Source organism: Gammaproteobacteria bacterium, from assembly GCA_019748175.1.
In the GTDB taxonomy this organism is placed as follows: domain Bacteria; phylum Pseudomonadota; class Gammaproteobacteria; order JAIEPX01; family JAIEPX01; genus JAIEPX01.
Genome location: JAIEPX010000016.1, coordinates 1 through 22,909, shown reverse-complemented (window position 1 = coordinate 22,909; position 22,909 = coordinate 1). Strand labels below are relative to the sequence as shown.

Sequence of the window (22,909 nt, the reverse complement as noted above, 5' to 3'; positions counted from 1 at the left end):
TTTCATTGGAGCAGTAAAGTACATAAAAATATTTTACCTTTCTAAGTTTGAGAGTGTGTATCAAACTAGTGTAGATTCAAATCAGTTAATTACTCTTTTAACGTATCGGCAAGATTTTTGTGAAACAAACTGGTCGGAATATCGTATAAAAATCCTACACTTATGGCTTTAGCTGTTAACTCTGATTTTGAGTTGCTCCGAAATTTCAGTTTCAATGTACTGACATGCACCTCGACTGTACGATGGGAAATATCTAAAATCCGTCCTATTTCTTTACAGCTTTTCCCACGAAGAAAATAAAACAATACTTCTCTTTCGCGTTTAGTCAAATAAATCTCATCATTTCCTTTACCTACTGTAAAGTGTTCAAGAGTGGCGTTGTTGATTTCAGTATTAATTAAATTACTAAGCTCAAGGTGTTTTCTATCTTGTAATATATAAGTATGTGTCAAGACGCCATCTAGCTCACCAAAATCATTAGTAACAATAGCTCTATGACAAATAAATAATGTCTCAACACCTTGATAATCACAACCCGGATACAATGCTACGTAATTTTTACCTTCCAAAGTATCTTGTTCATGTCTCAGATAAAGTGGAGCAAATTGTTCCCACCGAAAATCAAAATCTGTTTTTTCTTGAATTTCATAAAGAGATGTACTGCCAACAAAATTGCGCATGGCATTATTAGCATAAATGATTTTAAGTTCTTCTGGTTCTTTGAATGTCACGATATAAGGAGCATCTTCGTATATCTTTTTGTAATGCTTTAACTTATCCCCACTATCTTCATTCCCTCTAGACATATTATCTCCTGCACGAAGTATATACTCATATTAATGCTCTAGTCCTATGGGCGGCAAGTCTTTAAAATACACTGCTTGTCAAGTTCGGGCAAATATTTTATTTTTTATTGATTAGTTATTGCATATCGATAATTAATTAATTATTATGACCTCCTCATTGAACAAACATACGGAGATCTGATGAATAAGATTCAACGCACTAGCCGGTATTTACGCTGGCTTTTCACCGCTTTAATGGTACTGACTCCCTTGATGTATATCGCGTCCTGGTTTTTTCTGCCCGATATTGTTAAGAAAGATAGTTTTTTTATGGGGTTTGATATGATACCTAGGGATCTTGCAGCTATGATTCCCGGTGATGTGATTGTGCAACATCCTTTGACAACAATGATGCGTTTATTAGGCCTCACGATTAGTCTTGTGCCGATGACAGTGACTCTGTTGATATACTCAAATTTAGTCACATTATTTTTAATGTACGAGCGACTGAGTTTTTTTAATATTCAAAATGTAGCGATCATTAGAAGAATTGGAATTTATTTGCTGCTCGGTGAAGTCTTACGTCCATTTATAGAATTGGCAACGACGGCTTTATTGACTTGGCAGAATGGTCCTGGTCATCGTCTCGCTGTGGTGTCATTTAAAGGCAGTAACCTTGGTCTTATTATCACAGGGATCATGATAATCTTAATCTCGTGGATCATCGCAGAAGGTCACCGATTAAGTGAAGAACAACGATTGACTATTTAGGGGCACAGTATGGCGATTATTACCAACCTCGATGTGATGTTAGCAAAACGCAAAATCCGTTCAAAGGAATTGGCGGAAGCGATTGGTGTTACCGAACAAAATTTATCGGTGCTCAAAACTGGAAAAGCAAAAGCAATCCGTCTGACGACTTTAAATGCAATTTGTGATTATTTGCAGTGCCAGCCAGGTGATATTTTGGAATATCAGCAGGAAGAGCAATAAATAACAAATAAGCCAAGCAAAGATCTGAGCTCTTTTCTTAACATAACCTGGTCGCTATTCAAAAATACAAAGATAGTTGTTATTATTCGTTTGCTGTTATAGTAAGCACTAACATTTGATTATGTTAGATAATTTTTTATAAAAAAGCGGAGGAAAGTATGCATTTTAGTCTGGAAGAAGAGGGTAATAAAGACACCCCAAATGAAGACAAAATCAATCTTGAAAAAACACCAACAAAACGCTCATCGAGTGCTACAGATTGTCGACGTGAAGCCGTGCCGCATGAACCTGAATTAACAATGGCATATTCTTATAATTCCAGCGTTAGTTGGGATAAAAAAAATGAGGCTGTGCGAAAAATGACTGAAGCATTTAAAAAATCTCAAGAAAAAGCATCTGGCGATAATAATTCAGTGCCTGCAAAGTTGAATTTCTAAATTGCGGGTGTCGATTGCTTAAGCCAAAGAGATAGGTCTATGTGATAGGTACGAACCCATCAAACTTGGATCTGACCCCTTCACAATACACAATAGCCTGTTAACACTTGACCCCATAATGATTTTTATAGATGATGCATCTATGAACAGAAATATTCCTAATACATTGACCTGGGTGCGCATCGCAATCGTGCCGTTGTTTGTATTGCTTTATTATTTACCGTGGAGTTGGGGACATTTCTTTGCAGCGTTATTATTTTCTATCGCTGCGATTACAGATTGGTTAGATGGCTATATCGCACGCCATTGGCAATTATCTTCACGCTTTGGGGCTTTTTTAGATCCTGTTGCGGACAAATTAATGGTTGCTGTGGCATTGGTATTGGTAGTCGGAGAAGTGCCCATGCCATTTTTGACAATTCCGGCGGCGATTATCGTCGGACGAGAAATTATCGTTTCAGCGTTGCGTGAGTGGATGGCTGAAATTGGGAAGCGAACGAGTGTGGCAGTCAGTATCATTGGAAAAATAAAAACGACATGCCAGATGATTGCATTGATAGCTTTATTATTATACAGGCCTGAATCACCCTTTATTTTAGCGGTTTTAGGTACAGTTATGCTTTATGTGGCAGGAGCCTTGACAATTTACTCTATGATTATTTATATAAAATCTTCGTGGCGTGACTTGACTTTAGCTCCCGAGAAGTAATAATACCACGTTGGCGTTTTTCAGTGTTGTAAGCGGGAATAGCTCAGTTGGTAGAGCACAACCTTGCCAAGGTTGGGGTCGCGAGTTCGAGTCTCGTTTCCCGCTCCAAGTTAGGTTTCATCGTAGCAATCTTCGATTGCTGTATTATCAAGGCAATGATTAGGTTTATTGGCTGGGTGGCAGAATGGTTATGCAGCGGCCTGCAAAGCCGTGGATGCCGGTTCGATTCCGACCCCAGCCTCCAAAATTGCCCGGGTGGCGAAATAGGTAGACGCAAGGGACTTAAAATCCCTCGGGATTAAACCTCCCATGCCGGTTCGATTCCGGCCCCGGGCACCAACGATTGAACTGAATGTTCAGATTTTGAGTCTTAGTTGAAGTTTGCGCTGTTAATGAATCTTTCTTTAAGAGAGGTAATTTTTTACAATGTTTCGTCCCGTATCTCTTTTTGTCGGATTGCGTTATACACGTGCAAAGCGTCGTAATCATTTTATTTCCTTTATTTCATTAGCATCCATGCTAGGCATTGGACTCGGTGTAACGGTATTGATTACTGTTCTTTCCGTGATGAATGGATTTGATCATGAAATTCGTGAACGAATATTTAGCATGGCAAACCAAGTTTCGATTAATAGCTATCAACCGGGTGGAATTAGTGATTGGCAGAATTTGTCTGACCGGGTCAAAAACTTAAAAGATGTTCGGGGGATTGCGCCCTATGTACAAGGCCAGGGAATGTTGTCAAATATGGGAACCGTACAACCAGTGTTGGTGAGCGGTATTTTACCTGAAAGAGAAAAACAAGTATCTCAATTGTATATCAATATGATCGCAGGTTCTTTTAATGACTTGAAAAATGGCGCTAATGGGATTGTTTTAGGAAAAACATTAGCCACTAATTTAGGTTTGGATCTAGGCGATAAAGTCAATGTCATTATCCCCGAAGCCAGTGTCACGCCTTTAGGCATTATTCCTCGTTATAAGCGATACACATTGGTAGGAATATTTGAAGCCGGTGGTGGATTTAAATACGATGTTTCGATGGCCTATATTTATCTGGGCGATGCTCAAAAATTGTATAAGCTGGGTGATAATGTTTCTGGATTACGTCTAAAAGTCAGTGAGTTATACGCAGCTCCTCGAGTAACAGATGAGCTTATTGATAAACTATCTAACAAATATTACATCACGAACTGGACCGATGAATACGGTAGTTTTTTTCAAGCCATTCGCATGGAAAAAACAATGATGTTTGTGATTTTAGTATTGATTATTGCGGTTGCTGCTTTTAATTTAGTCTCGTCATTAGTCATGGTGGTGACGGATAAACGCGCTGAAATTGCGATACTGAGAACGTTGGGTGCAAGTCCCGGAACTATTATGGCGACTTTTATGGTTCAAGGCTGTGTCGTTGGAGTCGTGGGTACTTTGATGGGTTTAGCAGGGGGAGTGGCGTTAGCGTTTAACGTAACGTATTTAGTCGAAAAACTTCAGCAATTGCTGCAGACACAATTTATCAATTCGAATATTTATTTCATTAATTATTTGCCCTCACGGCTAGAGTGGGGTGATGTCACCGAGATCGCACTCATTGCGCTTGCCATGGCATTAGTAGCGACAATTTATCCAGCATGGACTGCGGCACGAACTCAACCAGCGGAGGCGTTGCGTTATGAGTAGTGTCACAGTAGAACCTTCTTTGCATGTTAAACAAGCCAGTAAGTCGGATGATCGTAAAGCGGTGGTGCGATGTGAAGGCCTTGTGAAAACCTTTAATGACGGCAGTTTGAATGTCGAAGTATTAAAAAATATTAACATGAATGTTCGTGAAGGCGAAATGCTTGCAATTTTAGGCTCTTCAGGATCGGGTAAAAGTACATTACTTCAATTACTGGGCGGTTTGGATAAGCCTACTGCGGGTCGAATTTGGGTTAATGAAACTGAAATTAATACACTGAATCAGCGTGAACGTGGATTTTTAAGAAATCAGTTTTTGGGGTTTGTGTACCAGTTTCATCATCTCTTAACAGAGTTTAATGCGCTTGAAAATATTTGTATGCCCCTGTTAATTCGAGGGGTAAAACCTTCGATAGCCTCAGAGAAGGCCTATGATTTAATGGAAAAAGTGGGTGTTGCGCACCGGGCTAAACATCGAGTCGGTGAGCTTTCAGGTGGGGAAAGGCAACGAGTGGCGATTGCCAGAGCGTTGGTGACGAATCCATTGTGTGTACTGGCTGATGAGCCTACCGGTAATTTGGATAATGTTACCGCTCAGCATGTTATTGAATTAATGCTGAATTTAAATAGTACTCTTAAGACAAGTTTTGTTATTGTTACCCATGATTTGAAGCTGGCGCATCGCCTAGATAGGCGCTTGACGCTTGTGGGTGGAAGTCTTCAATCTGAGTGACTTTTCGCTACTTGATGGAAACGCCCCTATCTCGCCCACTCAAACTTCTAACTCTTTGATATCTATTCTAATCTTCTGAAATCTGACGCATTGTGAGCATATGCTTACGAGATTTAGGTAAATTCTCCCCTTTCTTCTTTCCATGAAATATGGTGAAATTCATTGTAAAATATTTTAATAAGATATTTATATAAAATAGATAGTTTGAGAATGGTGTTAATTGAGATGGGGGTTGGCGAATGATTCCGTTAAAATCAGATGAGTTGTTATATAAAATAATGAAGGATAATGAGTTTAGTGTGTCGGCCGTGGCAGCGAAGCTTAGGGTGAGTCGGAGGTCGGTGCATAGGCTGTTGAGTGGGGAGAAGGCGTCGGGGAAGCTTGTTGTTGCTTTAATCCGATTGTATCTTGAGCTTAATCCTGAATGTCGTGGTGCTGGTGACAGTTAGGGTGTCAATTGCGTAGTACTACGTTTGTTCCTTAGGATAAGATTTTCTATCAAAATTCGTTAGGTTTTTAAAATCGGCGTGAGAATCCGACTGCTTTTACGCCTAAATTACTGAAGACGAAGATATGAAGAGATTCTAAGGAGTTTGACTGGGCAAGACGACCTTTTCAAGACCGCCGTAAATACATCCCTGTAGGCTTCGTTTGGACATCCATGTCCTCAACGATCTTGAAAAGGTAGATCTTGCCCAGTCTTCTCAACACCGTGCTAAATTTTTATTTCGCTGGCTCTGGATAGTTTTCGTAAAAAAGAGAACAGATTCTATTAGCTTTGCTGGTGGCAATAAAATTTAACTATCCTGAGTCGCGTAGGCGAAGAATCCGACTTTCTTGGAGAAAAATAAAGCGCAGCGAGGGGGACCCGAGCGAGCCATTTTCGGAAAGACAGTCGGATTGTAACGCCGACTATAAGAACGCAACGAATTTGTACGAGATGATTGTGTTCTTGAAAAGGACGTCTTGCCCAGTCCAACTCGTAACTATTTTTTAAAACCCCTGTTTTTTGTTAGGCAAAATTATTAGGTGAAAATGAGATGTATTCAATAGGATTTTTGGTCGGATGTTGGAGTCTGATGCAGTTGTCTGCTATTCCAAAATTGTGGGTTTTGGTTGTGGGTGCAGGAATTTGTTTTGTGTTAGGAGGCTTGTATAGAAATTCGGAGTACACCAGTAAGGTTTGGGTATTTGTAGGTTGTTGTTTTTTAGGGTTGTTTTGGCAAGGCTGGCATTGTGCTGGATTGTTAGGTAAGCAGTTAAGGGTTGGTGAGGAAGGTAAGGAGATGGTTGTTGTTGGGAAGGTGAGTGATATTCCAGTGTGTGATAAAGAGCATTGTAGTTTTAGTTTTGTAGTTGATTCCGATGGTAGGAAATTTCGGTTGAGCTGGTATGGTTTGGTGAAGGCGGTGCACGTAGGAGAATCGTGGAAGTTGTTTGTGAGGCTGAAGCGAGCTCACGGGAATTTGAACCCAGGAGGTTTTGATTCTGAGGCGTGGAGTTGGCAGCAGCATTTTAGTGGAAAAGGGTATGTGGTTAATAAAGCAACGAATGAGTATTTAGGTGTAAGTAGCGGGTATGGTTTTTTGCGATGGCGCGAGAGGTTGTTAGCGAATTGTAAAAAGGTTTTAGGTGATGATCCTTTAGCTGGAATTGTGACAGCACTCAATTTGGGATGGACGCGGGACATTCCTTATTTTCAAAAAGTGATTGCACAACGAACAGGGACTGCGCATTTATTAGCAATTTCTGGTTTGCATGTTGGTATGGTGGCAGCTTTGGTCTTTTGGTTAACGTGTGGATTGTGGTCTAAGATTCATCGGGTCACTGAATTGATTCCTTCGCCGATGATTGGAGCTTTATTCGCAATTTTTGCCGCGATTATTTACAGCGAAATGGCAGGTTTTGCGTGCAGTACTCAACGTGCGTGTGTGATGTGTGCTATTTTATTATTACCTAAATTTGCACATCGACATATGACCGTAAAAACAGCACTATTTCGTGCAGTTTGGGTTGTATTGCTATGGGATCCGTGTGTGGTAATGAGTAGCGGATTTTGGCTATCGTTTGGAGCGGTTTTTGTATTGATATACGCACAATATTACTCACCCAAATGCCCTAAAAGTAATAGTGATTGTTCTGCGGGGTCTTTTGATCTTAATAATCTCTTGTTAATTGTTCAAAAAGTGGCACATAAAAAAATTAAAGAATTTATTCAGCTACTGCAAACACAATGGATTTGCTTAATAGGCTTATTGCCTTTATCGTGTTGGTACTTTCACCAAGTGTCGTTGGTGAGCCTAGTATCTAACTTAATCGCAATACCCTTAATGGGGGTGCTTATTTTACCTTTAGTATTATTAGGTACGGCATTGGTCAATACGAATGTTTATTTAGCCAAATTATTTTTTTCGTGCGCGACATATTTATTGGCACTATTAGGTGTGTCACTGCAGTGGTTGAGCCAACAACAATGGGCGGTATGGAATTATAGTTTTACTCATGTCTGGGAAATTGTAGTGGTATTCAGTGGTTGTGCATTGTTGGTTTTTACACAAAAAAATTGGCGTTGGGTTGGGTTAGTCGGACTTGTGCCACTAGCACTCCCTAATACTTTTCCTGTGCAAGTTGGACAATTTAAGCTCAGTGTTTTGGATGTGGGCCAGGGATTAGCAACGGTTGTTACAACCCGAAATCACGCTGTCATTTATGATACTGGTGCGAAATTTTCACCACAGCTTGATTGTGGTCAACAGATTGTGGTTCCTTATTTAATTAATGAAAAAATACATCAAATTGATGCTCTAATATTGAGTCATGGCGATAATGATCACGCGGGTGGAGCTTCGGCAGTAGTGAGATCATTCACAGTAAAAAAAATCTATACCAGTGCGGTCGATAAAATCAATCAGCAACTTAATGAACAAGCAAGTGCTGTTAAAATATCAGAATGTATCAGAGGTATTACGTGGAAGTGGGATGGTGTGAGATTTGAATTTTTACATCCTGATTCGAATGTAGAGGGTAAAGCCAACGATAAAAGTTGCGTACTCAAAGTAAGTAGTGATTATGGTTCTGTTTTATTCACCGGTGATATTGAAAAGACTGCAGAGCGCTGGCTAACTCAGCAGCACGCAGAACAATTATCTAGTAGTATTTTGATTGCTCCACATCATGGTAGCAAAACCTCGTCTACCTCTGATTTTCTTGCGGCAGTTCATCCAACAGTGGCCATCCTGTCCTATGGCTACCGTAATCGTTATAGGCATCCTAATAAGGAAGTGGTTGAACGCTATCTTAAGAAGGGAACTCAGTTGTTTGATACGGTGACCTCCGGTGCGATAAGCTATACCATCGGTGGGGATAGGCAATGGCGGCATTATAGAGCAAGCCATAGCGAGTTTTGGAGGCCATCCGGGATATGAAAGCCAACTAAGGGCTGGTATAATGGACGGCTTGGATATCAAGATATAGCTAAGTTGTGGAATACAGATATGAGCGTTAATGTAGTTAAAATTTTTAAAGATCAAGCAGCATTGGAAACCTATAGACGTTTATTGCATTCCATTATGCCTTACTGGAAGCTTTTCACTCTGGGAATTATCGCAACCATTATTGGTGCGTTGGTTGACGCAAGTTTAGCGTGGATGATAAAACCTGTTATCAATAGAGGCTTTATTGATCGAGATATGGCTTTTATTCATTGGTTGCCATTAGGAGTGATTGCATTATTCGTGGTACGAGGCATCACAAATCTCTCGTCGAATTATCATATTTCTAAAGTAGGACGTTTTGTCGTTCGCGATTTTCGTCAAAATATATTTAATCACCTTTTGCGATTACCCGCGAAATTTTTTGATGAACATAGCTCTGGTCAATTGTTATCGCTCATAACTTATAATACTGAACAAGTTTCTGAAGCAGCAACGTACGCATTTATCACCTTAATTCAAGAAGGGTGTTTATTTTTTGGTCTATTAGCCGTGATGTTTATTATCAGCTGGCAGCTTTCATTATTGTTTTTAATTATGGCACCTCTGATTGCATTTTCTGTAAAATACAGCAGTTTAAGATTGAGAAAGTTAAGTTTAGGCGTACAAGAATCCATGGGAAGTGTCGCTCATGTCGCGGAAGAAACGATCGAAGGGTACCGTGTAGTGCGTACCTTTGGAGGAGAGCAATACGAGCGTGATAAATTTACCCGTGTGATTAATAGCAATCAGCGACGTGAATTAAAGATGGTGGTTGCAGACACATTGGGCTCTTCAGTCGTACAATTATTAGCAGCTATCCCCATTGCGCTGACACTCTATCTTGCTACAGCACCGGGTAGCCAAGTCAGTGCAGGAAGTTTTGCTGCTATGGTAGCAGCAATGTTATCGCTATTGCGTCCATTACGACGAATGTCACGCATCAATACCATGATTCAAAAAGGTGTGGCGGGTGCAGCAAGTGTATTTAATTTATTGGATTTAGAGCCTGAACCCGATAACGGTCGAATTCCATTAGCTCGGGCACGTGGACATATTCAATTTAAAGAGGTTAATTTTCGCTATTCACAATCTGAGCATGATGTTTTATCCAGCATTAATTTAGAAATTAAACCAGGCGAAACAGTTGCGCTGGTGGGACGTTCGGGTGCAGGAAAATCGAGCTTAGTCAGTTTATTACCCCGGTTTTATGAAATACAATCCGGTAACATTTTACTCGATGGTTTAGACCTCCGAGAATATCGATTATCTGATTTGCGACGACAATTTGCTTTAGTATCTCAAAAAGTGAATTTATTTAACGACACCATTGCAGCGAATATTTGTTACGGAGCAGGGCGAGTCGTTGAAGAAGAGGAATTACGCCATATCGCCAAAATTGCGCACGCGTTGGAATTTATCGAACAACTGCCTAAAGGATTTCAAAGCATCATTGGTGAAGATGGTGTGTTGTTATCGGGTGGGCAACGACAACGTATTGCGATCGCTCGCGCACTATTAAAAGACGCGCCGATATTAATTTTGGACGAAGCAACTTCTGCTTTAGATACAGAATCAGAACGTCATATTCAAGCTGCCCTGCAGGCGTTGATGCGACAACGAACAACCTTGGTGATTGCTCACCGTTTATCGACGATTGAATCTGCAGATCGAATTTGTGTTTTTGAGCACGGTCAAATTATTGAATCGGGAACCCATGAACAATTACTTGCACTGAATGGTCAATACGCTAATTTATATCGTTTGCAGTTCCAGGATGTTGCAGCAGAAACGGTTGAATTACCGATGGAAGCCATCCACTAATGAGGTGGTATGAAAAAATTTGGTATGGAAAAGATGATACCACGCTGGTTTCAATTTTACTGCCCCTGAGTTACGTCTATAAAGGCATTATCGATTTTCGACAGTGGCTATACCGAAAAAAACGTTTAAAAATTCATAGATTATCTGTTCCTGTTATTGTCGTTGGAAATCTTACTGTGGGCGGTACTGGTAAAACGCCTTTAGTTATTGCATTGGCCAATTGGTTAATTGAGCGCGGTGAGCGACCCGGTATTATTTCTCGAGGGTACAGTGGTCGCAGTAAAAACTATCCTTTGCGCGTATCAGAAAATTCACTTGCTTCAGAAGCGGGTGATGAGGCATTGGTCATTGCTCATAGAACTCAGTGTCCTGTCATAGTGGATCCCAATCGAGTGAGGGGTGCGCAATTATTGGTGAATGAATTAAATTGCAGCATTATCATCAGTGATGACGGGTTGCAACATACCGCTTTAGGACGTGATATTGAAATCCTTGTGATTGATGGACAGCGAGGCTTTGGAAATGGTCATTTATTTCCAGCCGGCCCCTTGCGAGAAACTGCAGATCGAGCACAAAATGTTGATTTGATTGTGAGCAATGGAACAGAAATACCCAACGGATTCTGTATGGAATTCGATTATGGTGCTGTAAAAAATCTTATTAATCCTTCGATCATATTAGAAAAAGAAAAAGTCTCAGAAGAAGTTTTTGCTTTTGCAGGCATTGGAAACCCGCAACGATTTTTTGACTACTTGGATCAACAAGGTTTTAAATCACGAAAGCATTCTTTTCCAGATCATTATGAATTTGATGCTACTGATTTTGCTTTTACGGATGTGACACCCATTATCATGACTGAAAAAGATGCAGTGAAATGTCAGCGTTTTGCACGGTCTAACTGGTGGTATTTGCCCATCTCGGCCAGACTCCCCGAAGCGTTTTGGGAGAGTCTAGCCCTAAGATTGAATAACATCAAACATGAGTCATAATATTAATAGTAGTTAATTATTATCAAATCCAGAATCTTCGTCACTACTATCTCCATTTTGAGCTTCCTCTTCTTCCTTAAGTTTTCGCAAGCTAGCAAACTTGTTAAAGAGTGCATTAGCGACAAGATTGTTAGAACCTCCTAGAACAGTCGCGGGTTTCTCTTTAACCTCTACATGACGAAGTGAGGCACCGGATTGTTGTCTTAAAGCAAATTCTTCTGCAAGTGATAATGGTTTTTTTTCTTTAGTAGCAGAAGGTTGATCTTCAGGATTAGGAGGTTGAGCAAAAAATGCAGAAGTGTTACTAGTTGTAGTACTTTTTCGGTACGGAGTAGCGGGAGTTGAATTTACTCCTGGAGGAGGAGGTGGCGCAGGAGCGGCAGCAGGTGGAGGAGGCGGTGGTGTGGGAGCAGCATTGGTGGCCGAATGAGTTTCATCAGAGTTAGTACTGGATACATTAGCAGCTTTGAGGGCTGCAAGTTGGTCTTTGAGTTTATCAAACTCTGTTTGCAGTGATTTAAATTGTTCCAGGGGTACAGTAGGGCTCAAGTCAGTTATTGCCGGCTGAGCGCTTAATATAGGGGCTACAACAGTCTGTGTTGTGTCTAATGCTTTACTTTTGACTGTATCAAGTTCCGCGCGCAGTAACGTGGTTTGTTCTTTTTCTGTCGCTAATTCTTGCTCTAGCTGACGTATACGTTCAACCTCTTTTAATGTTGATTGAGAAATCGCTTCATCAAATTCTGGTGGCAGAGGTGGAGCATCGTCTTCATCATTCTCAACACGAACAGGGGGTGGTGGAGGAAGATCTGCTTTTGCTTCAATCTCAACAATCAAATTACTCGGGATCAGGTGCTGAGTAGCAACTTCTTTAGATTTAGAGATCAGTGTCAGTTGCTCAGCAATTTGTCTCCTAAGCGAGTCGTTTTCTGATTTAGCGTGTAATAAATCTTTTTCAAGCTCGATATCTCGCTCTAATGTTCTATCGACTGAGTCATCATAGACAATTTCGTTTGATGCAGTTGCTATAAGTTGGTCCGCTAGATTGAATGCAGTTGCTAGAGCATTATCACTTGTAAAAAATTCTCCTACAATTTCTTCAGCAGTTTTAGATGTACCCGGAACTATTGAGTCTACGGTTAAATTATAAGCATCCCCTTGTTTTGCACCGATCTGTTTACGAGCGGCATCTCTTAACGGTTTGCCATCTAAATCAGCGAGATTTACTACAATATTTTCTTTGGCTACGGCTGCGACTTCCCCTCCTTTTTTACCTAGGCTACCGAAGAATGTTCCTATTTTTTTAGTGCCTTTTTCGGCTTTGGCCTCTTCAGAAGAAGAGTCTTTAGCACCCTTATTTTTTCCGAAACCTAAGCCACTTTTTCGTTTTTCATCTTTTATAACGCCCTGTGTAGAAGACTCGGGAGATGTTTTTGATTTTGCAGCGGGTTTAGCTGTTACCTTTTTATCAACGATGGCTTTTCTAAAATACATTGCAGCGGATTGAAACATCGTTGAAAGTGAATCTACGACGTTATTGGCGATGGATTGAAACTGAGTAAATTTTTCTTTTAGCTCTGTAATAATAGTTTGGAGTGATTGAATCTTTTTGCTTTGAGCATTAATTTTTTCGCCTTGAGTAAGATTTTCTTTTTTCAGAGTTTGATTTGCCTCTATTAGTTTTTTGTTTTCAGCATTGGATTGCTCCAATTTTTCTTGTAGTGCTCCTTGTTCTTTTAGAGCTGAAGATAGCAGATCTTTAGTCTGAGTAAGTTCATTTCTAGATTGTTGAAGCACTCCAATTTGTTCTTCTAATTGCTTTGCTTTTTGTTCTAGTGTGTTATCGAATTCTTTACTTGCAGCCGTTAATACTTGATTTAATTCTTGTTGATCTACCAATTGAGATTCTAAATCTTGGGCTCGCTTAGCATGAGCCTGTTTTTCTTCTTCTAAGGTGCGTATTTTTGCTTGAGTCTGTTCTAGAAGGCCTGATTGATCAGTACTAGTTCTGAGAGTAGATAACTGATCTTCCAAGCTTTTAATTTGCAATTCAGAGGCAGTATATGCTCCACGGAGTCCTGGAAGCTCTTGAGTCTGAGCTGTTAACTGAGCGACTTGTTCAACAAGTGCGTGTTTTTCTTGTTCAGATGTATTGAGTTTAGCTGAAGTTTCTTCAGCTGCTTTGATTTTTGCTTCAAATTCTTTAGCCTTTTCTAAAAGAACGTGTTTTTCTCTTTCAGCAGAGTCTAATTTTCCTTGTGTTTCGGCAAGTGTTTGTTTAAGCATAATGAGATCATTCTCATTATGAGTAACAACGACTGGAACTTGTGTTGATGCTACAGCTGCTAAGGCTGAAGTCGATGATGAAGTTGCAGGGGATTTTGGTGGTCCAGGCGGTAATGCGCGTTTTACCGGTGGAGCTTGTTTTGGAGCTGCTACTTTAATAGTTTCAGGCTGAATAGGTTCAGCTCTTTTTGCCTTAAGTTCCTCCAGCTTTTGTTTCATTCGTTGTTTTGCAGTAGTTAATTCTAGAGTGTATGCATCTTTTTCAGTTTGATGCTGTTCTTTCGAATCTGAAAGTTCTTTAGTTTTAGTTTGTAAGTCTCTAGCTTTTTGTTCGAGCTGTTGTTTTGCAGTTTCCAATTCTTGAGCGAGCGCTTGCAATTGTGTATCTTTTTGCGATCCACTTTGTTTTTTCAAATCTGTGAGCTCTTGAGTCTTGGTTTGTAGTTCTCCTGCTTTTTGCTCGAATTGTTTTCTCGCTTCAGTCAATTCCTGCGTAAGCTGCTGAATTTGAGGATCTTTATTTGTTTCAATAAGTTTTTTTAACTCTGCAAGTTCGGACGCTTTATTTTCTAGTTCGCTATTTTTTTTTCTAAGCTGTTTTGTGACTGCCTTTAGCTGTTTAGTAAATTCGTCGATTCTCTCTTGAAATTCAGTCTTATCTTCGGTCTGACTATCATCATCAGTAATAGAGTCTGATAAGCTATCAGAGTTTTTTCTTTGAGCTGATGAAGATGATTTGTCTTGCAGTTTATCGGAGAAAAGTTTCAAGTCGTGGTCAATTGTTTTAGTATCGTGTTTATCAGTAAATGATTCTACAACATCTCGCATGTAGCCTCGGAGCGGGCTGAACCAGGCGAACCAGAAATGATCATTATCACCATCAATATAGTCTATGATTTTCTCGGCAAGATCTGTCGTAGTACTTGATTCATTGATAATTTTATTCAGTGCATTAACATCCTCAATCCGTTCGTGAGTCCACTTAGGATTTTTTTTCTGATAATCCACGCGTTCTTTGTGGTACCAAGCTTTTGAATACTCTTTTAGAGCAGTAGTGAGTTTCTGTTTAAATTTGTCCCGTTTTCGCTGTGCTTCGTCAAAAAAATCTTTCGCTACATTTTCTTCGATATGCAGTTTAGTCATATACTTGCCTCACAATACTGATTAGAAAGTCTTATGGTAACCATAGAGTTGTCATAAATCAAGCGTGATTTTTAATTATTTTTACTGTAACGATAGGGGTGAATTCGCCTAATTCTATTAAATTATTCGATATTCTAGCTAAAAAGAGTTGTCAATACTTGAATTCAGATCTTTATCGCCTCTAGAATTGACAGGAGTAGTAGGCGTTTTTTGTGAAGGCGATTTCTTAGGGGATATGCCGTAAACACCACGAAATCTATTGGCTAGTGCAGCACTTAACAGCGGATCTTGTTGATGTGTTCCGTATATTTGTTTTTTGGTAGGAGTAAATTTAATACCGGTTTTCGTCAATCTCGCTTTTACCTTCGAGTTAAGTTCATCTTTAAAACCGGTAGCAACATCGGTAGGAGCAGTAGCAGAATCTGTTGGAGTACTTGGCCCGCGAGCATTATCGGGTCTAGGTAAACCTGGAGCAGCTTCTTCTCCTTCTTTTTTCTTTCGAAAGAATCGGAGGGGTGCAGCAATGCCGGCCTTAGCTTCTGGAGGAGGCGGTGGACCAGGTGGCGGGGGTGGAGGAGGAGCCGCATTGTCAGAATGTGCGTCAGAAGATGATGGATTTTGTTGAGCTAACTGTTGTTCAGCTTGTTGTAATTTTATTCGAAGTTGTTCATTTTCTAATGCTAACTCCTCGCAACGCTGCACAGCAGTTTGAAGATCCGCGTCTAACTCCTCTTTTTGTTCTATTTGCTCTGTTACGGCTGCTTCCATACCAGAGCGATAATCTAAATATTCATAGGTCATATCAGGATTGTAAACATTGGAAGCATTTAGCACACCAGCAGAACCCTCAGCTGTAAAAATAGCGTGATTTAAATCACTGGAAGCCGCTTCAAAATCATCAATATTTTTTACACCCACCTCATTCAGCCAAAGGGGCAGAGCATTTTGCCAATTTTTACCTTGTCTATCAACAGTGCTAGGCGTAGCTATACTAGATTCTGAGTTTTCTGATCTTTTAGGGGTACTAGGAGTGCTAACTTCATGATCTAAATATTCAAGATCATTGACTAAACTCGACTTTGTATTTTGATTTTCACGTTCACTTTTTAAATTAAAATATTCTCCAATTTGAGCTAAAATATCACCAAATGTTCCAATAACAGAATGTGCTACTTCTCTGAATGTAGTAATTTGAATCAGTAATTCTGAAATAATATCTCTGAGTAATTTTATCAATGATTCTTGATCTTGAATGATGGCTTCTTGTTCTCTAGCTTTTTGTTCAAGTTCTTGATTTTTTTCTTTAGTCGATTTGATTATTTTGTGCAATACGGCGCTGTTATTATTTAAGACTTCATTTACAGAGGTTTGATCGATTGGTATTTTACGTGATTCTTCTGTTTCACCTAGTGATGATTTTGAATCGACCATAACAAAAAATTTCATATCAGCATCATAGGATTGAAGATCTGAATAAGAATAATCCTCAACCGCATAGCGTACGTAGTCTCTTAACGGACTAAACCATGCCCAACTAAAATTATCATTTGAACCATCAACATATTCAACAAGGTCATCGGCAAGCTTAGTAGCTTCAGTTGATTTAGAAATAATGCTTTTAAGTTGAGTTACATTTTGAACGCGTGGATGAGTATATGTTGGATTTACACGTTGATATTCTGCATGTGACGATAAATGCCATTGATAATACCAAGCGCTTTCGTATTCTCCAATAGCTTCTGTAATGTGTGTTTTGAAAGCTTCAAATTGATGTCGGGCTTTTTTCTCACGCTTTTCTACTTCCGATGTATTAATCGTCCGTTTTAACATTTTATCTCCAATTATGATGCGTACGGATCAGCGTTTTTTAACTCAACCAAAAAAGCCGACATTGCTGCCGGCTAAAACATTTGGCTCCTCGGGACGGACTCGAACCGCCGACCAAGTGATTAACAGTCACCTGCTCTACCGACTGAGCTACCGAGGAATGTAGCATAAACGAGTATCTTACTTTTAATGTGAAAATCGGTCAAGGGCTCTTTACCCTAGAGCTGCCTTAAATCGTTTCACTGCTTCGTGAATATTATCGTCACTTGTCGCGTACGACAATCGAATATAGCCTGGCGTTCCAAAAGCAGAGCCTGGAACAACAGCAACTTTGGCTTCGACGAGTAGAAATTCGGAAAATTCAACATCGGTTTTGAAGTTTTTGGCTTTCATGGCCTCACGTACATCGGGGTAGGCATAGAAAGTGCCATCAACAGGAATGGCTCGTACACCCGGTAATTCGTTGAGACCTGCGATGAGAATGTCATGTCTGCGTTTAAACGCAACAACCATTTCCGTAATGCAGGCTGTTCCAGATTCAAGGCCTACAGCAGCAGCGACTTGTGAAATCGAACAAGGGTTTGAAGTGCTTTGAGATTGAATCATTTCCATGGCGGCGATGAGAGAGGCGGGGCCTGCAGCATAACCTATACGCCAGCCGGTCATTGCATAGGCTTTAGATGCGCCATTCACTACCATCGTTCTGTCTTTGAGTTCAGGTGTTACATTGAGAAGTGTGTAGAATGTATTGCCGGGCCATAGGATGTGTTCATAAATATCATCGGTAGCAATAACAATTTGTGGATGTTTTTTGAGAACTTCGCCTAAGGCAGCTAACTCATCAGCAGAATAGGCCATGCCAGAGGGATTCGAAGGACTGTTAATGATAAATAATCGCGTTTTTGGTGTGATGGCTTTTTCTAATTGTTCAGGCGTTATCTTAAATTGCGCATCGATATCCGTATCAATAATCACAGGTTTGGCCTTAGCCAAATAAGCCATATCGGGATACGAAACCCAATAAGGCGCAGGAATAATTACTTCATCGCCTGGATTTAATAAGGCTTGGAAAAGATTGTAAAGCACTTGTTTAGCACCGGCTGAAACGATAATTTCTTTTAGCTCGTAATTTAAGCGGTTTTCATTCGCGAATTTTGCTTGAATCGCTTTTTTCAATCGAGGCATACCATCGACAGCGGTGTATTTCGTAAATCCGTCTTGAATGGCCTTAATGGCTGCTTGTTTAATATGCTCCGGCGTATCGAAATCAGGCTCGCCTACGCTCATAGAGATGATATTTTGACCTTCGGCGCGCAAAGCAGCAGCGCGAGCAGTGATCGCTAGCGTAGGTGATGGTTTTACCAATGCTAATGTATCTGAAAGTTGTATTGCCATAATCTATAACCTTATTAAGTATCATGAACGAAATAAGCGGGAATCCTAGCATAGGGGATAGGGTCAGGTCTAACATTGAAACTATCGGCAAAAACTGCTAAAGATAGGGTGCAAGTCTCCAATTGCCCCTTTCTTTGTTTATAAAGCGAGGGGCAATTGGAGACTTGCACCCTTAACAGCGGAACCAGAGTACGATGAGCAAACAATTTTCTCTTCAAGCAAAATTCAGACCAGCCGGTGATCAGCCTCAAGCCATTGTAAAATTGGTTGAAGGATTGAATGATGGTTTAGCCAAACAAACGCTGTTGGGTGTGACGGGATCGGGTAAAACATTCACTGTCGCCAATGTGATTGAAGCTGTCCAAAGACCGGCAATTGTTATTGCTCCCAATAAAACATTAGCAGCGCAATTATACAGTGAACTACGTGATTTTTTTCCAAAAAACGCGATCGAATATTTTGTTTCCTACTATGATTATTATCAGCCCGAAGCTTACGTACCTTCCTCCGATACGTTTATTGAAAAAGATGCCAGCATTAATGAACAAATTGAACAAATGCGATTATCAGCAACTAAAGCCCTCCTCGAACGTCGAGATACCATTATCGTTGCGACTGTCTCTGCAATTTACGGTTTAGGAGATCCTAAATCCTATTTGAAAATGATGTTGCATGTTAGCCTCGGAGATAAATTAGATCAACGTGGTGTATTGCAGCGACTAGCGAGTATGCAATATACGCGTAATGATATTGAATTTCATCGAGGTACTTTTAGAGTGCGCGGTGATGTTATTGATATATTTCCTGCCGAATCAGAAAGCGAAGCTTTGCGAATTGGATTATTTGATGAAGAAGTTGAAAGTTTAAACGTTTTTGATCCTTTGACAGGTGAGATTTTACGTGACGTTCCGCGTTATACCGTTTTTCCTAAAACACATTACGTCACTTCTCGTGAAACGATATTAAAGGCTATAGAAGAGATTAAAATCGAATTAAAAGAGCGACTAGAATTTTTTAGAAGCAATAATAAATTACTTGAAGCACAACGGCTTGAGGAACGCACACGATTTGATTTAGAAATGCTAACTGAAATGGGATATTGCAGTGGCATTGAAAATTATTCTCGCTATTTATCAGGCGCTGCCCCTGGCGAACCACCACCCACGTTAATTGATTATTTGCCTGAAGGCTCACTCGTTTTTATTGATGAATCACATGTTACTGTCTCTCAATTGGGAGCTATGTATAAAGGTGATCGTTCGCGCAAAGAGACCTTAGTTGAATACGGCTTTAGACTTCCGTCTGCGTTGGATAACCGGCCTTTGCGCAGCGATGAATTTTGGCGTCTTGTACCCCAAACTGTTTTTATTTCAGCGACACCAGGCCCTTTTGAAGAAGAAAAATCGGATCAAGTTGTTGAACTTGTGGTTCGTCCTACAGGATTAATAGATCCCGAAGTTGAAATTCGACCTGTTTTACATCAAGTGGACGATTTACTCTCCGAAATTCGCTTACGTATGGCTAACAACGAACGAGTATTGGTGACAACTTTAACAAAGCGTATGTCAGAAGACCTAACGGACTATTATCACGATGCGGGTATTCGAGTTCGTTATTTACATTCTGATATTGCAACCGTCGAACGTGTTGAAATAATTCGCGATTTACGTTTAGGTGCGTTTGATGTTTTGGTCGGCATCAATTTATTACGCGAAGGTTTGGATATTCCAGAAGTTTCTTTGGTCGGTATTTTAGATGCTGATAAAGAAGGGTTTTTGCGATCGACTCGTTCTTTGATTCAAACGTCGGGACGTGCCGCTCGAAATTTGCATGGAAAAGTGATTATGTATGCTGATCGCATGACAGGCTCTATGAAAGCAGCGATTGATGAAATGTCTAGGCGTCGAAAAGTCCAGATGGAATATAATATTCAGCATAATATTACGCCTGTGGGAATAGAAAAAGCGGTAAAAGAAATTTTAGATACTGATTATTCAAATCGACCCGAAACGATCAGGCGAAACATAGAAATTGCTGAAGAAGCCGCCGAATATCTTGCATTACCACCTAAAAAATTCGCCGCTCAAATTAAAGCGTTGGAAGTAAAAATGTATGAACATGCGGAAAATTTAGAATTTGAAGAAGCGGCAGCGCTTCGTGATAAACTAAAACATTTGAAAGAAATCACATTGACCAGTGGATGAGATTTAACTTAGTCTAACCTTTCTCATTATTGCGAATCTTCACTGAGCCATTTAAGAAAGGCACAATACCTTCAGATGTTTCAATTAATAATTCACCGAAAGATCCAACACCTCTAGCGATACCTTCAATAGTCTGTTGACCATTACTTGCAATAATTGCGTTATTCGCTAAACAATCATTTTCAGACCAACGTTTTGCGAAAGGCTCGAATCCCTTTTGTGCAAATACTTGAATATCAGAGTAAATAGAATCTAGTAATGTAGAAGTAATTTTATTGCGATCAGGAAATCGATCAGTAATGGTGTGTATATCAGTCCATGGTTGATCAATGACATCGTCTTTTGTATGCATGCTAATATTCAAGCTAACACCAATGACGGTATCGGTTGCGCTATGTGATTCAGCGATCATATCTACCAGAACACCGGCGAGTTTTTTATCATTATGATAAATATCGTTAGGCCATTTCAAGCAGAGACCGGTAACATTGTTTTGTTCTAGAGCTGTTACTACTGAGGTAGTAATTACCTGGCTGAGTCCACTTATTTCGGTAGTATCTCTATCGAAATGCCAATATAACGCTAAGTAAATATTTGCCGCGTAAGGTGAGTGCCATGTACGGCCTAATCGACCTCTACCGGCTGTTTGATGTTCTGAAATCACAAGACTGCCCGAAGGTTTTGCTTGTTTTAATTTTTGTAGCATATAATTGTTTGTTGAATCGAGGGTATCAACAAGATCGAATTGAGGAATTAGTTTTTGTGCCTCAGGTGAGAGGCTTGACCATATTAAATCTTTATCGAGCATTTGAACGGGGCGAGTAAAACGATAGCCTTTTCCTTGGTGGCGTTCAACTGGGATACCTAGCTCGCTCAGCTTATGCATGATTTTCCAAACAGCGCTGCGAGTAATGTTCAATAAATCGCCAATCTCTTGTCCTGAACGGCTCTTTCCGTCAGCGAGTAGAGCGATAATTTCATAAATATTGTTATTCATAGTATGAAAAATGCTTATGTTAAGTGTCAGTAAAATCCATCTCCGCGATTCACTATTGGGGTTACAATGTGAAACATGGTTAATATATACCAGATATTATGCATAACACAAGAGATTATTTTTCTTAACGGCCCGTATTATTTACCGATTCGGAATAGGGTTTAATCATGTTATCATCAAACGCGGCGGGGCATTTAGCAATTTTTAATTCAATATCGAGATTAATATTTTTTAAGATAAATTCGAAAGCCACCGGGCGATTCGGTCACCTGACTCGGCAGCGGCTTCCATGGTGCCGACAAATTCGAGTAGAGTAGTATGTTCCCCTATAAAACAGAGACCGTCGGCTGTGGGTTTGAAAAGGGTTTTGAAATTTTCACCGTTGTCTTCAATTTTTTCGTCGAGTTCGCAAGAAAGTGTGGTGGAGTAGCCAGAATATGATCCTAGGGAGTAGGGATGATCGATCCAAGAATAGGTAATTGTGTTGGAGTAGTATTGATCAATTTCATCCGCAGCTTTTGTGACAATGAGAGGATCAATTCTAGTAGAGATTTGATATCCCTGTCGCACGAGTTCTATCTCATTCTGTAGATCGTTAATGAGTTTATTAGAATACAGTATAGCAACGCTTTGATCCTGAGTAAAAAATGAGATCGTATCTTTTGTGATGATGGTACGGGTGGGAAGTTCTCCGCTTAAATCGAGTGGACATAATGTTTTGTAGTTTTCTCCTACGCCTACGGATTGCATTTTTTTCCACCGATCATGCACGAGAATATTTTCAGAGAGAGTAATGTTTTTATACGTAGAGCAGGGTACCGCTAAAATAACATAATCATACACAGCAGAGGTTGTATCCTGAAAAAACAAATGAAATTGTTTCTCAATTTTTTCGATGTGCTCGAGTACTTTATTGAGTTGTAAACGAGGTTCTAAAAATCTAGCCATTTTAATGGGCAATTGTGCGTTTCCGCCTTGAACACTTTGTATGGTGATTTGTTTTTCTTCATGAGTATAAAAATCTTGTGATTTTGAAAGCCCACCTTCGAGTGCGCATACCAGGGTATCAAGATTATGATAAATGGATTGATGTTGTACAGGGACCCCTTCGTAGGCTGTCATTCTTGTCAAGAGCGCAGATCGTAAAATAGGGTTGTCTTTGCATATCAGAGAAATCAGTTCTTCTATTGTTTGGCATTGTTTAGCTAACGATTCGATGGAGTCTAAAATGTTGGGTTGTTGTTTGAATAAGCTTTCAAGTTGTTCGTCAAAATCGTAGTATTTTCCTTCGTAAACTATTCGAGAAGTTAATTCGACTTGTTCTGCTTTAATAATAAGTCCCATTTCCTTAGCGAGATCAAAAAAAACGCCTTTGTCTCCGCCATCAGTAATGCTCTGGCCACCTAATTCAATAACACTGTAATCTCCGTGATAATTTTT

The 22,909-nt window shown here is 40.0% G+C and carries 17 protein-coding genes and 4 tRNA genes; 14 read left to right on the top strand and 7 right to left on the bottom strand.

Annotation, left to right across the window (positions count from 1 at the left end):
- Positions 1-89 precede the first annotated feature (89 nt).
- Entirely contained in the window at positions 90-806 is a 717-nt protein-coding gene (locus K2X50_08095; GenBank protein ID MBX9587203.1) for a LuxR family transcriptional regulator, read from the bottom strand.
- Between the two features lie 180 nt (positions 807-986).
- On the opposite strand from K2X50_08095, the gene K2X50_08090 reads away from it, so the two are divergent.
- The 13 genes from K2X50_08090 to lpxK all read left to right on the top strand — a co-directional run bounded on the left by K2X50_08090 (position 987) and on the right by lpxK (position 11,617).
- Positions 987-1,556 (top strand): DUF2975 domain-containing protein, encoded by a 570-nt coding sequence (locus K2X50_08090; GenBank protein ID MBX9587202.1) that lies wholly within the window; start codon positions 987-989, stop codon positions 1,554-1,556.
- A gap of 9 nt (positions 1,557-1,565) precedes the next feature.
- On the top strand, positions 1,566-1,778 hold the full coding sequence (locus K2X50_08085; protein ID MBX9587201.1) for a helix-turn-helix transcriptional regulator: 213 nt from the start codon (positions 1,566-1,568) through the stop codon (positions 1,776-1,778).
- Between the two features lie 158 nt (positions 1,779-1,936).
- Entirely contained in the window at positions 1,937-2,215 is a 279-nt protein-coding gene (locus K2X50_08080) for a hypothetical protein (protein ID MBX9587200.1), read from the top strand.
- 142 nt (positions 2,216-2,357) lie between these two features.
- Positions 2,358-2,924, top strand: a complete 567-nt coding sequence (gene pgsA / locus K2X50_08075) for a CDP-diacylglycerol--glycerol-3-phosphate 3-phosphatidyltransferase (protein MBX9587199.1) — start codon at positions 2,358-2,360, stop codon at positions 2,922-2,924.
- 32 nt (positions 2,925-2,956) lie between these two features.
- Positions 2,957-3,032: transfer RNA gene (locus K2X50_08070), tRNA-Gly, on the top strand.
- Positions 3,033-3,094: 62 nt separating this feature from the next.
- Positions 3,095-3,168 (top strand) — tRNA-Cys (locus K2X50_08065).
- Between the two features lie 5 nt (positions 3,169-3,173).
- Positions 3,174-3,263 (top strand) — tRNA-Leu (locus K2X50_08060).
- A gap of 87 nt (positions 3,264-3,350) precedes the next feature.
- The gene (locus K2X50_08055) at positions 3,351-4,604 is read left to right on the top strand and encodes a lipoprotein-releasing ABC transporter permease subunit (GenBank protein MBX9587198.1); all 1,254 of its coding nucleotides are present in this window, start codon (positions 3,351-3,353) and stop codon (positions 4,602-4,604) included.
- Positions 4,597-5,334, top strand: coding sequence for a lipoprotein-releasing ABC transporter ATP-binding protein LolD (lolD, locus tag K2X50_08050; GenBank protein MBX9587197.1), 738 nt, complete (start codon positions 4,597-4,599; stop codon positions 5,332-5,334). Before K2X50_08055 ends, lolD begins: the two co-directional genes overlap by 8 nt.
- A gap of 239 nt (positions 5,335-5,573) precedes the next feature.
- Positions 5,574-5,783: a hypothetical protein gene (locus tag K2X50_08045; protein ID MBX9587196.1), complete on the top strand. Its 210-nt coding sequence runs from the start codon at positions 5,574-5,576 to the stop codon at positions 5,781-5,783.
- A 591-nt stretch (positions 5,784-6,374) separates the two neighbouring features.
- Positions 6,375-8,759, top strand: coding sequence for a DNA internalization-related competence protein ComEC/Rec2 (locus tag K2X50_08040; GenBank protein ID MBX9587195.1), 2,385 nt, complete (start codon positions 6,375-6,377; stop codon positions 8,757-8,759).
- A 69-nt stretch (positions 8,760-8,828) separates the two neighbouring features.
- Positions 8,829-10,628, top strand: a complete 1,800-nt coding sequence (msbA, locus tag K2X50_08035) for a lipid A export permease/ATP-binding protein MsbA (protein ID MBX9587194.1) — start codon at positions 8,829-8,831, stop codon at positions 10,626-10,628.
- Complete coding sequence (gene lpxK, locus K2X50_08030) at positions 10,628-11,617, top strand: tetraacyldisaccharide 4'-kinase (GenBank protein ID MBX9587193.1); 990 nt, start codon at positions 10,628-10,630, stop codon at positions 11,615-11,617. The genes msbA and lpxK overlap by 1 nt, the downstream gene beginning before the upstream one ends.
- A 12-nt stretch (positions 11,618-11,629) precedes the next feature.
- Here the strand turns inward: lpxK and K2X50_08025 are convergent, their stop codons facing one another.
- The 4 genes from K2X50_08025 to K2X50_08010 form a co-directional block, all read right to left on the bottom strand.
- Entirely contained in the window at positions 11,630-15,046 is a 3,417-nt protein-coding gene (locus tag K2X50_08025; GenBank protein MBX9587192.1) for a hypothetical protein, read from the bottom strand.
- Positions 15,047-15,184: 138 nt separating this feature from the next.
- Entirely contained in the window at positions 15,185-16,876 is a 1,692-nt protein-coding gene (locus tag K2X50_08020; protein ID MBX9587191.1) for a hypothetical protein, read from the bottom strand.
- Positions 16,877-16,957: 81 nt separating this feature from the next.
- Positions 16,958-17,033: transfer RNA gene (locus K2X50_08015), tRNA-Asn, on the bottom strand.
- A gap of 53 nt (positions 17,034-17,086) precedes the next feature.
- Positions 17,087-18,268, bottom strand: a complete 1,182-nt coding sequence (locus tag K2X50_08010; GenBank protein MBX9587190.1) for a pyridoxal phosphate-dependent aminotransferase — start codon at positions 18,266-18,268, stop codon at positions 17,087-17,089.
- A gap of 194 nt (positions 18,269-18,462) precedes the next feature.
- Between K2X50_08010 and uvrB the strand changes: the two genes are divergently transcribed.
- A complete protein-coding gene (gene uvrB / locus K2X50_08005; protein ID MBX9587189.1) occupies positions 18,463-20,472 on the top strand; it encodes an excinuclease ABC subunit UvrB in 2,010 nt (669 codons plus the stop codon).
- A gap of 13 nt (positions 20,473-20,485) precedes the next feature.
- On the opposite strand, the gene birA is transcribed toward uvrB, so the two are convergent.
- Complete coding sequence (birA, locus tag K2X50_08000; protein ID MBX9587188.1) at positions 20,486-21,469, bottom strand: bifunctional biotin--[acetyl-CoA-carboxylase] ligase/biotin operon repressor BirA; 984 nt, start codon at positions 21,467-21,469, stop codon at positions 20,486-20,488.
- 231 nt (positions 21,470-21,700) lie between these two features.
- Positions 21,701-22,909 (bottom strand): FAD-dependent oxidoreductase (locus K2X50_07995; GenBank protein MBX9587187.1); only part of this gene is annotated, 1,209 nt, incomplete at its 5' end.

Excerpts from the sequence above, each read along its gene's own strand:
- K2X50_08095 (MBX9587203.1), bottom strand. The coding sequence starts at position 806 with ATGTCTAGAGGGAATGAAGATAGTGGGGATAAGTTAAAGCATTACAAA.
- K2X50_08090 (MBX9587202.1), top strand. The coding sequence starts at position 987 with ATGAATAAGATTCAACGCACTAGCCGGTATTTACGCTGGCTTTTCACC.
- K2X50_08085 (MBX9587201.1), top strand. The coding sequence starts at position 1,566 with ATGGCGATTATTACCAACCTCGATGTGATGTTAGCAAAACGCAAAATC.
- K2X50_08080 (MBX9587200.1), top strand. The coding sequence starts at position 1,937 with ATGCATTTTAGTCTGGAAGAAGAGGGTAATAAAGACACCCCAAATGAA.
- pgsA (MBX9587199.1), top strand. The coding sequence starts at position 2,358 with ATGAACAGAAATATTCCTAATACATTGACCTGGGTGCGCATCGCAATC.
- K2X50_08055 (MBX9587198.1), top strand. The coding sequence starts at position 3,351 with ATGTTTCGTCCCGTATCTCTTTTTGTCGGATTGCGTTATACACGTGCA.
- lolD (MBX9587197.1), top strand. The coding sequence starts at position 4,597 with ATGAGTAGTGTCACAGTAGAACCTTCTTTGCATGTTAAACAAGCCAGT.
- K2X50_08045 (MBX9587196.1), top strand. The coding sequence starts at position 5,574 with ATGATTCCGTTAAAATCAGATGAGTTGTTATATAAAATAATGAAGGAT.
- K2X50_08040 (MBX9587195.1), top strand. The coding sequence starts at position 6,375 with ATGTATTCAATAGGATTTTTGGTCGGATGTTGGAGTCTGATGCAGTTG.
- msbA (MBX9587194.1), top strand. The coding sequence starts at position 8,829 with ATGAGCGTTAATGTAGTTAAAATTTTTAAAGATCAAGCAGCATTGGAA.
- lpxK (MBX9587193.1), top strand. The coding sequence starts at position 10,628 with ATGAGGTGGTATGAAAAAATTTGGTATGGAAAAGATGATACCACGCTG.
- K2X50_08025 (MBX9587192.1), bottom strand. The coding sequence starts at position 15,046 with ATGACTAAACTGCATATCGAAGAAAATGTAGCGAAAGATTTTTTTGAC.
- K2X50_08020 (MBX9587191.1), bottom strand. The coding sequence starts at position 16,876 with ATGTTAAAACGGACGATTAATACATCGGAAGTAGAAAAGCGTGAGAAA.
- K2X50_08010 (MBX9587190.1), bottom strand. The coding sequence starts at position 18,268 with ATGGCAATACAACTTTCAGATACATTAGCATTGGTAAAACCATCACCT.
- uvrB (MBX9587189.1), top strand. The coding sequence starts at position 18,463 with ATGAGCAAACAATTTTCTCTTCAAGCAAAATTCAGACCAGCCGGTGAT.
- birA (MBX9587188.1), bottom strand. The coding sequence starts at position 21,469 with ATGAATAACAATATTTATGAAATTATCGCTCTACTCGCTGACGGAAAG.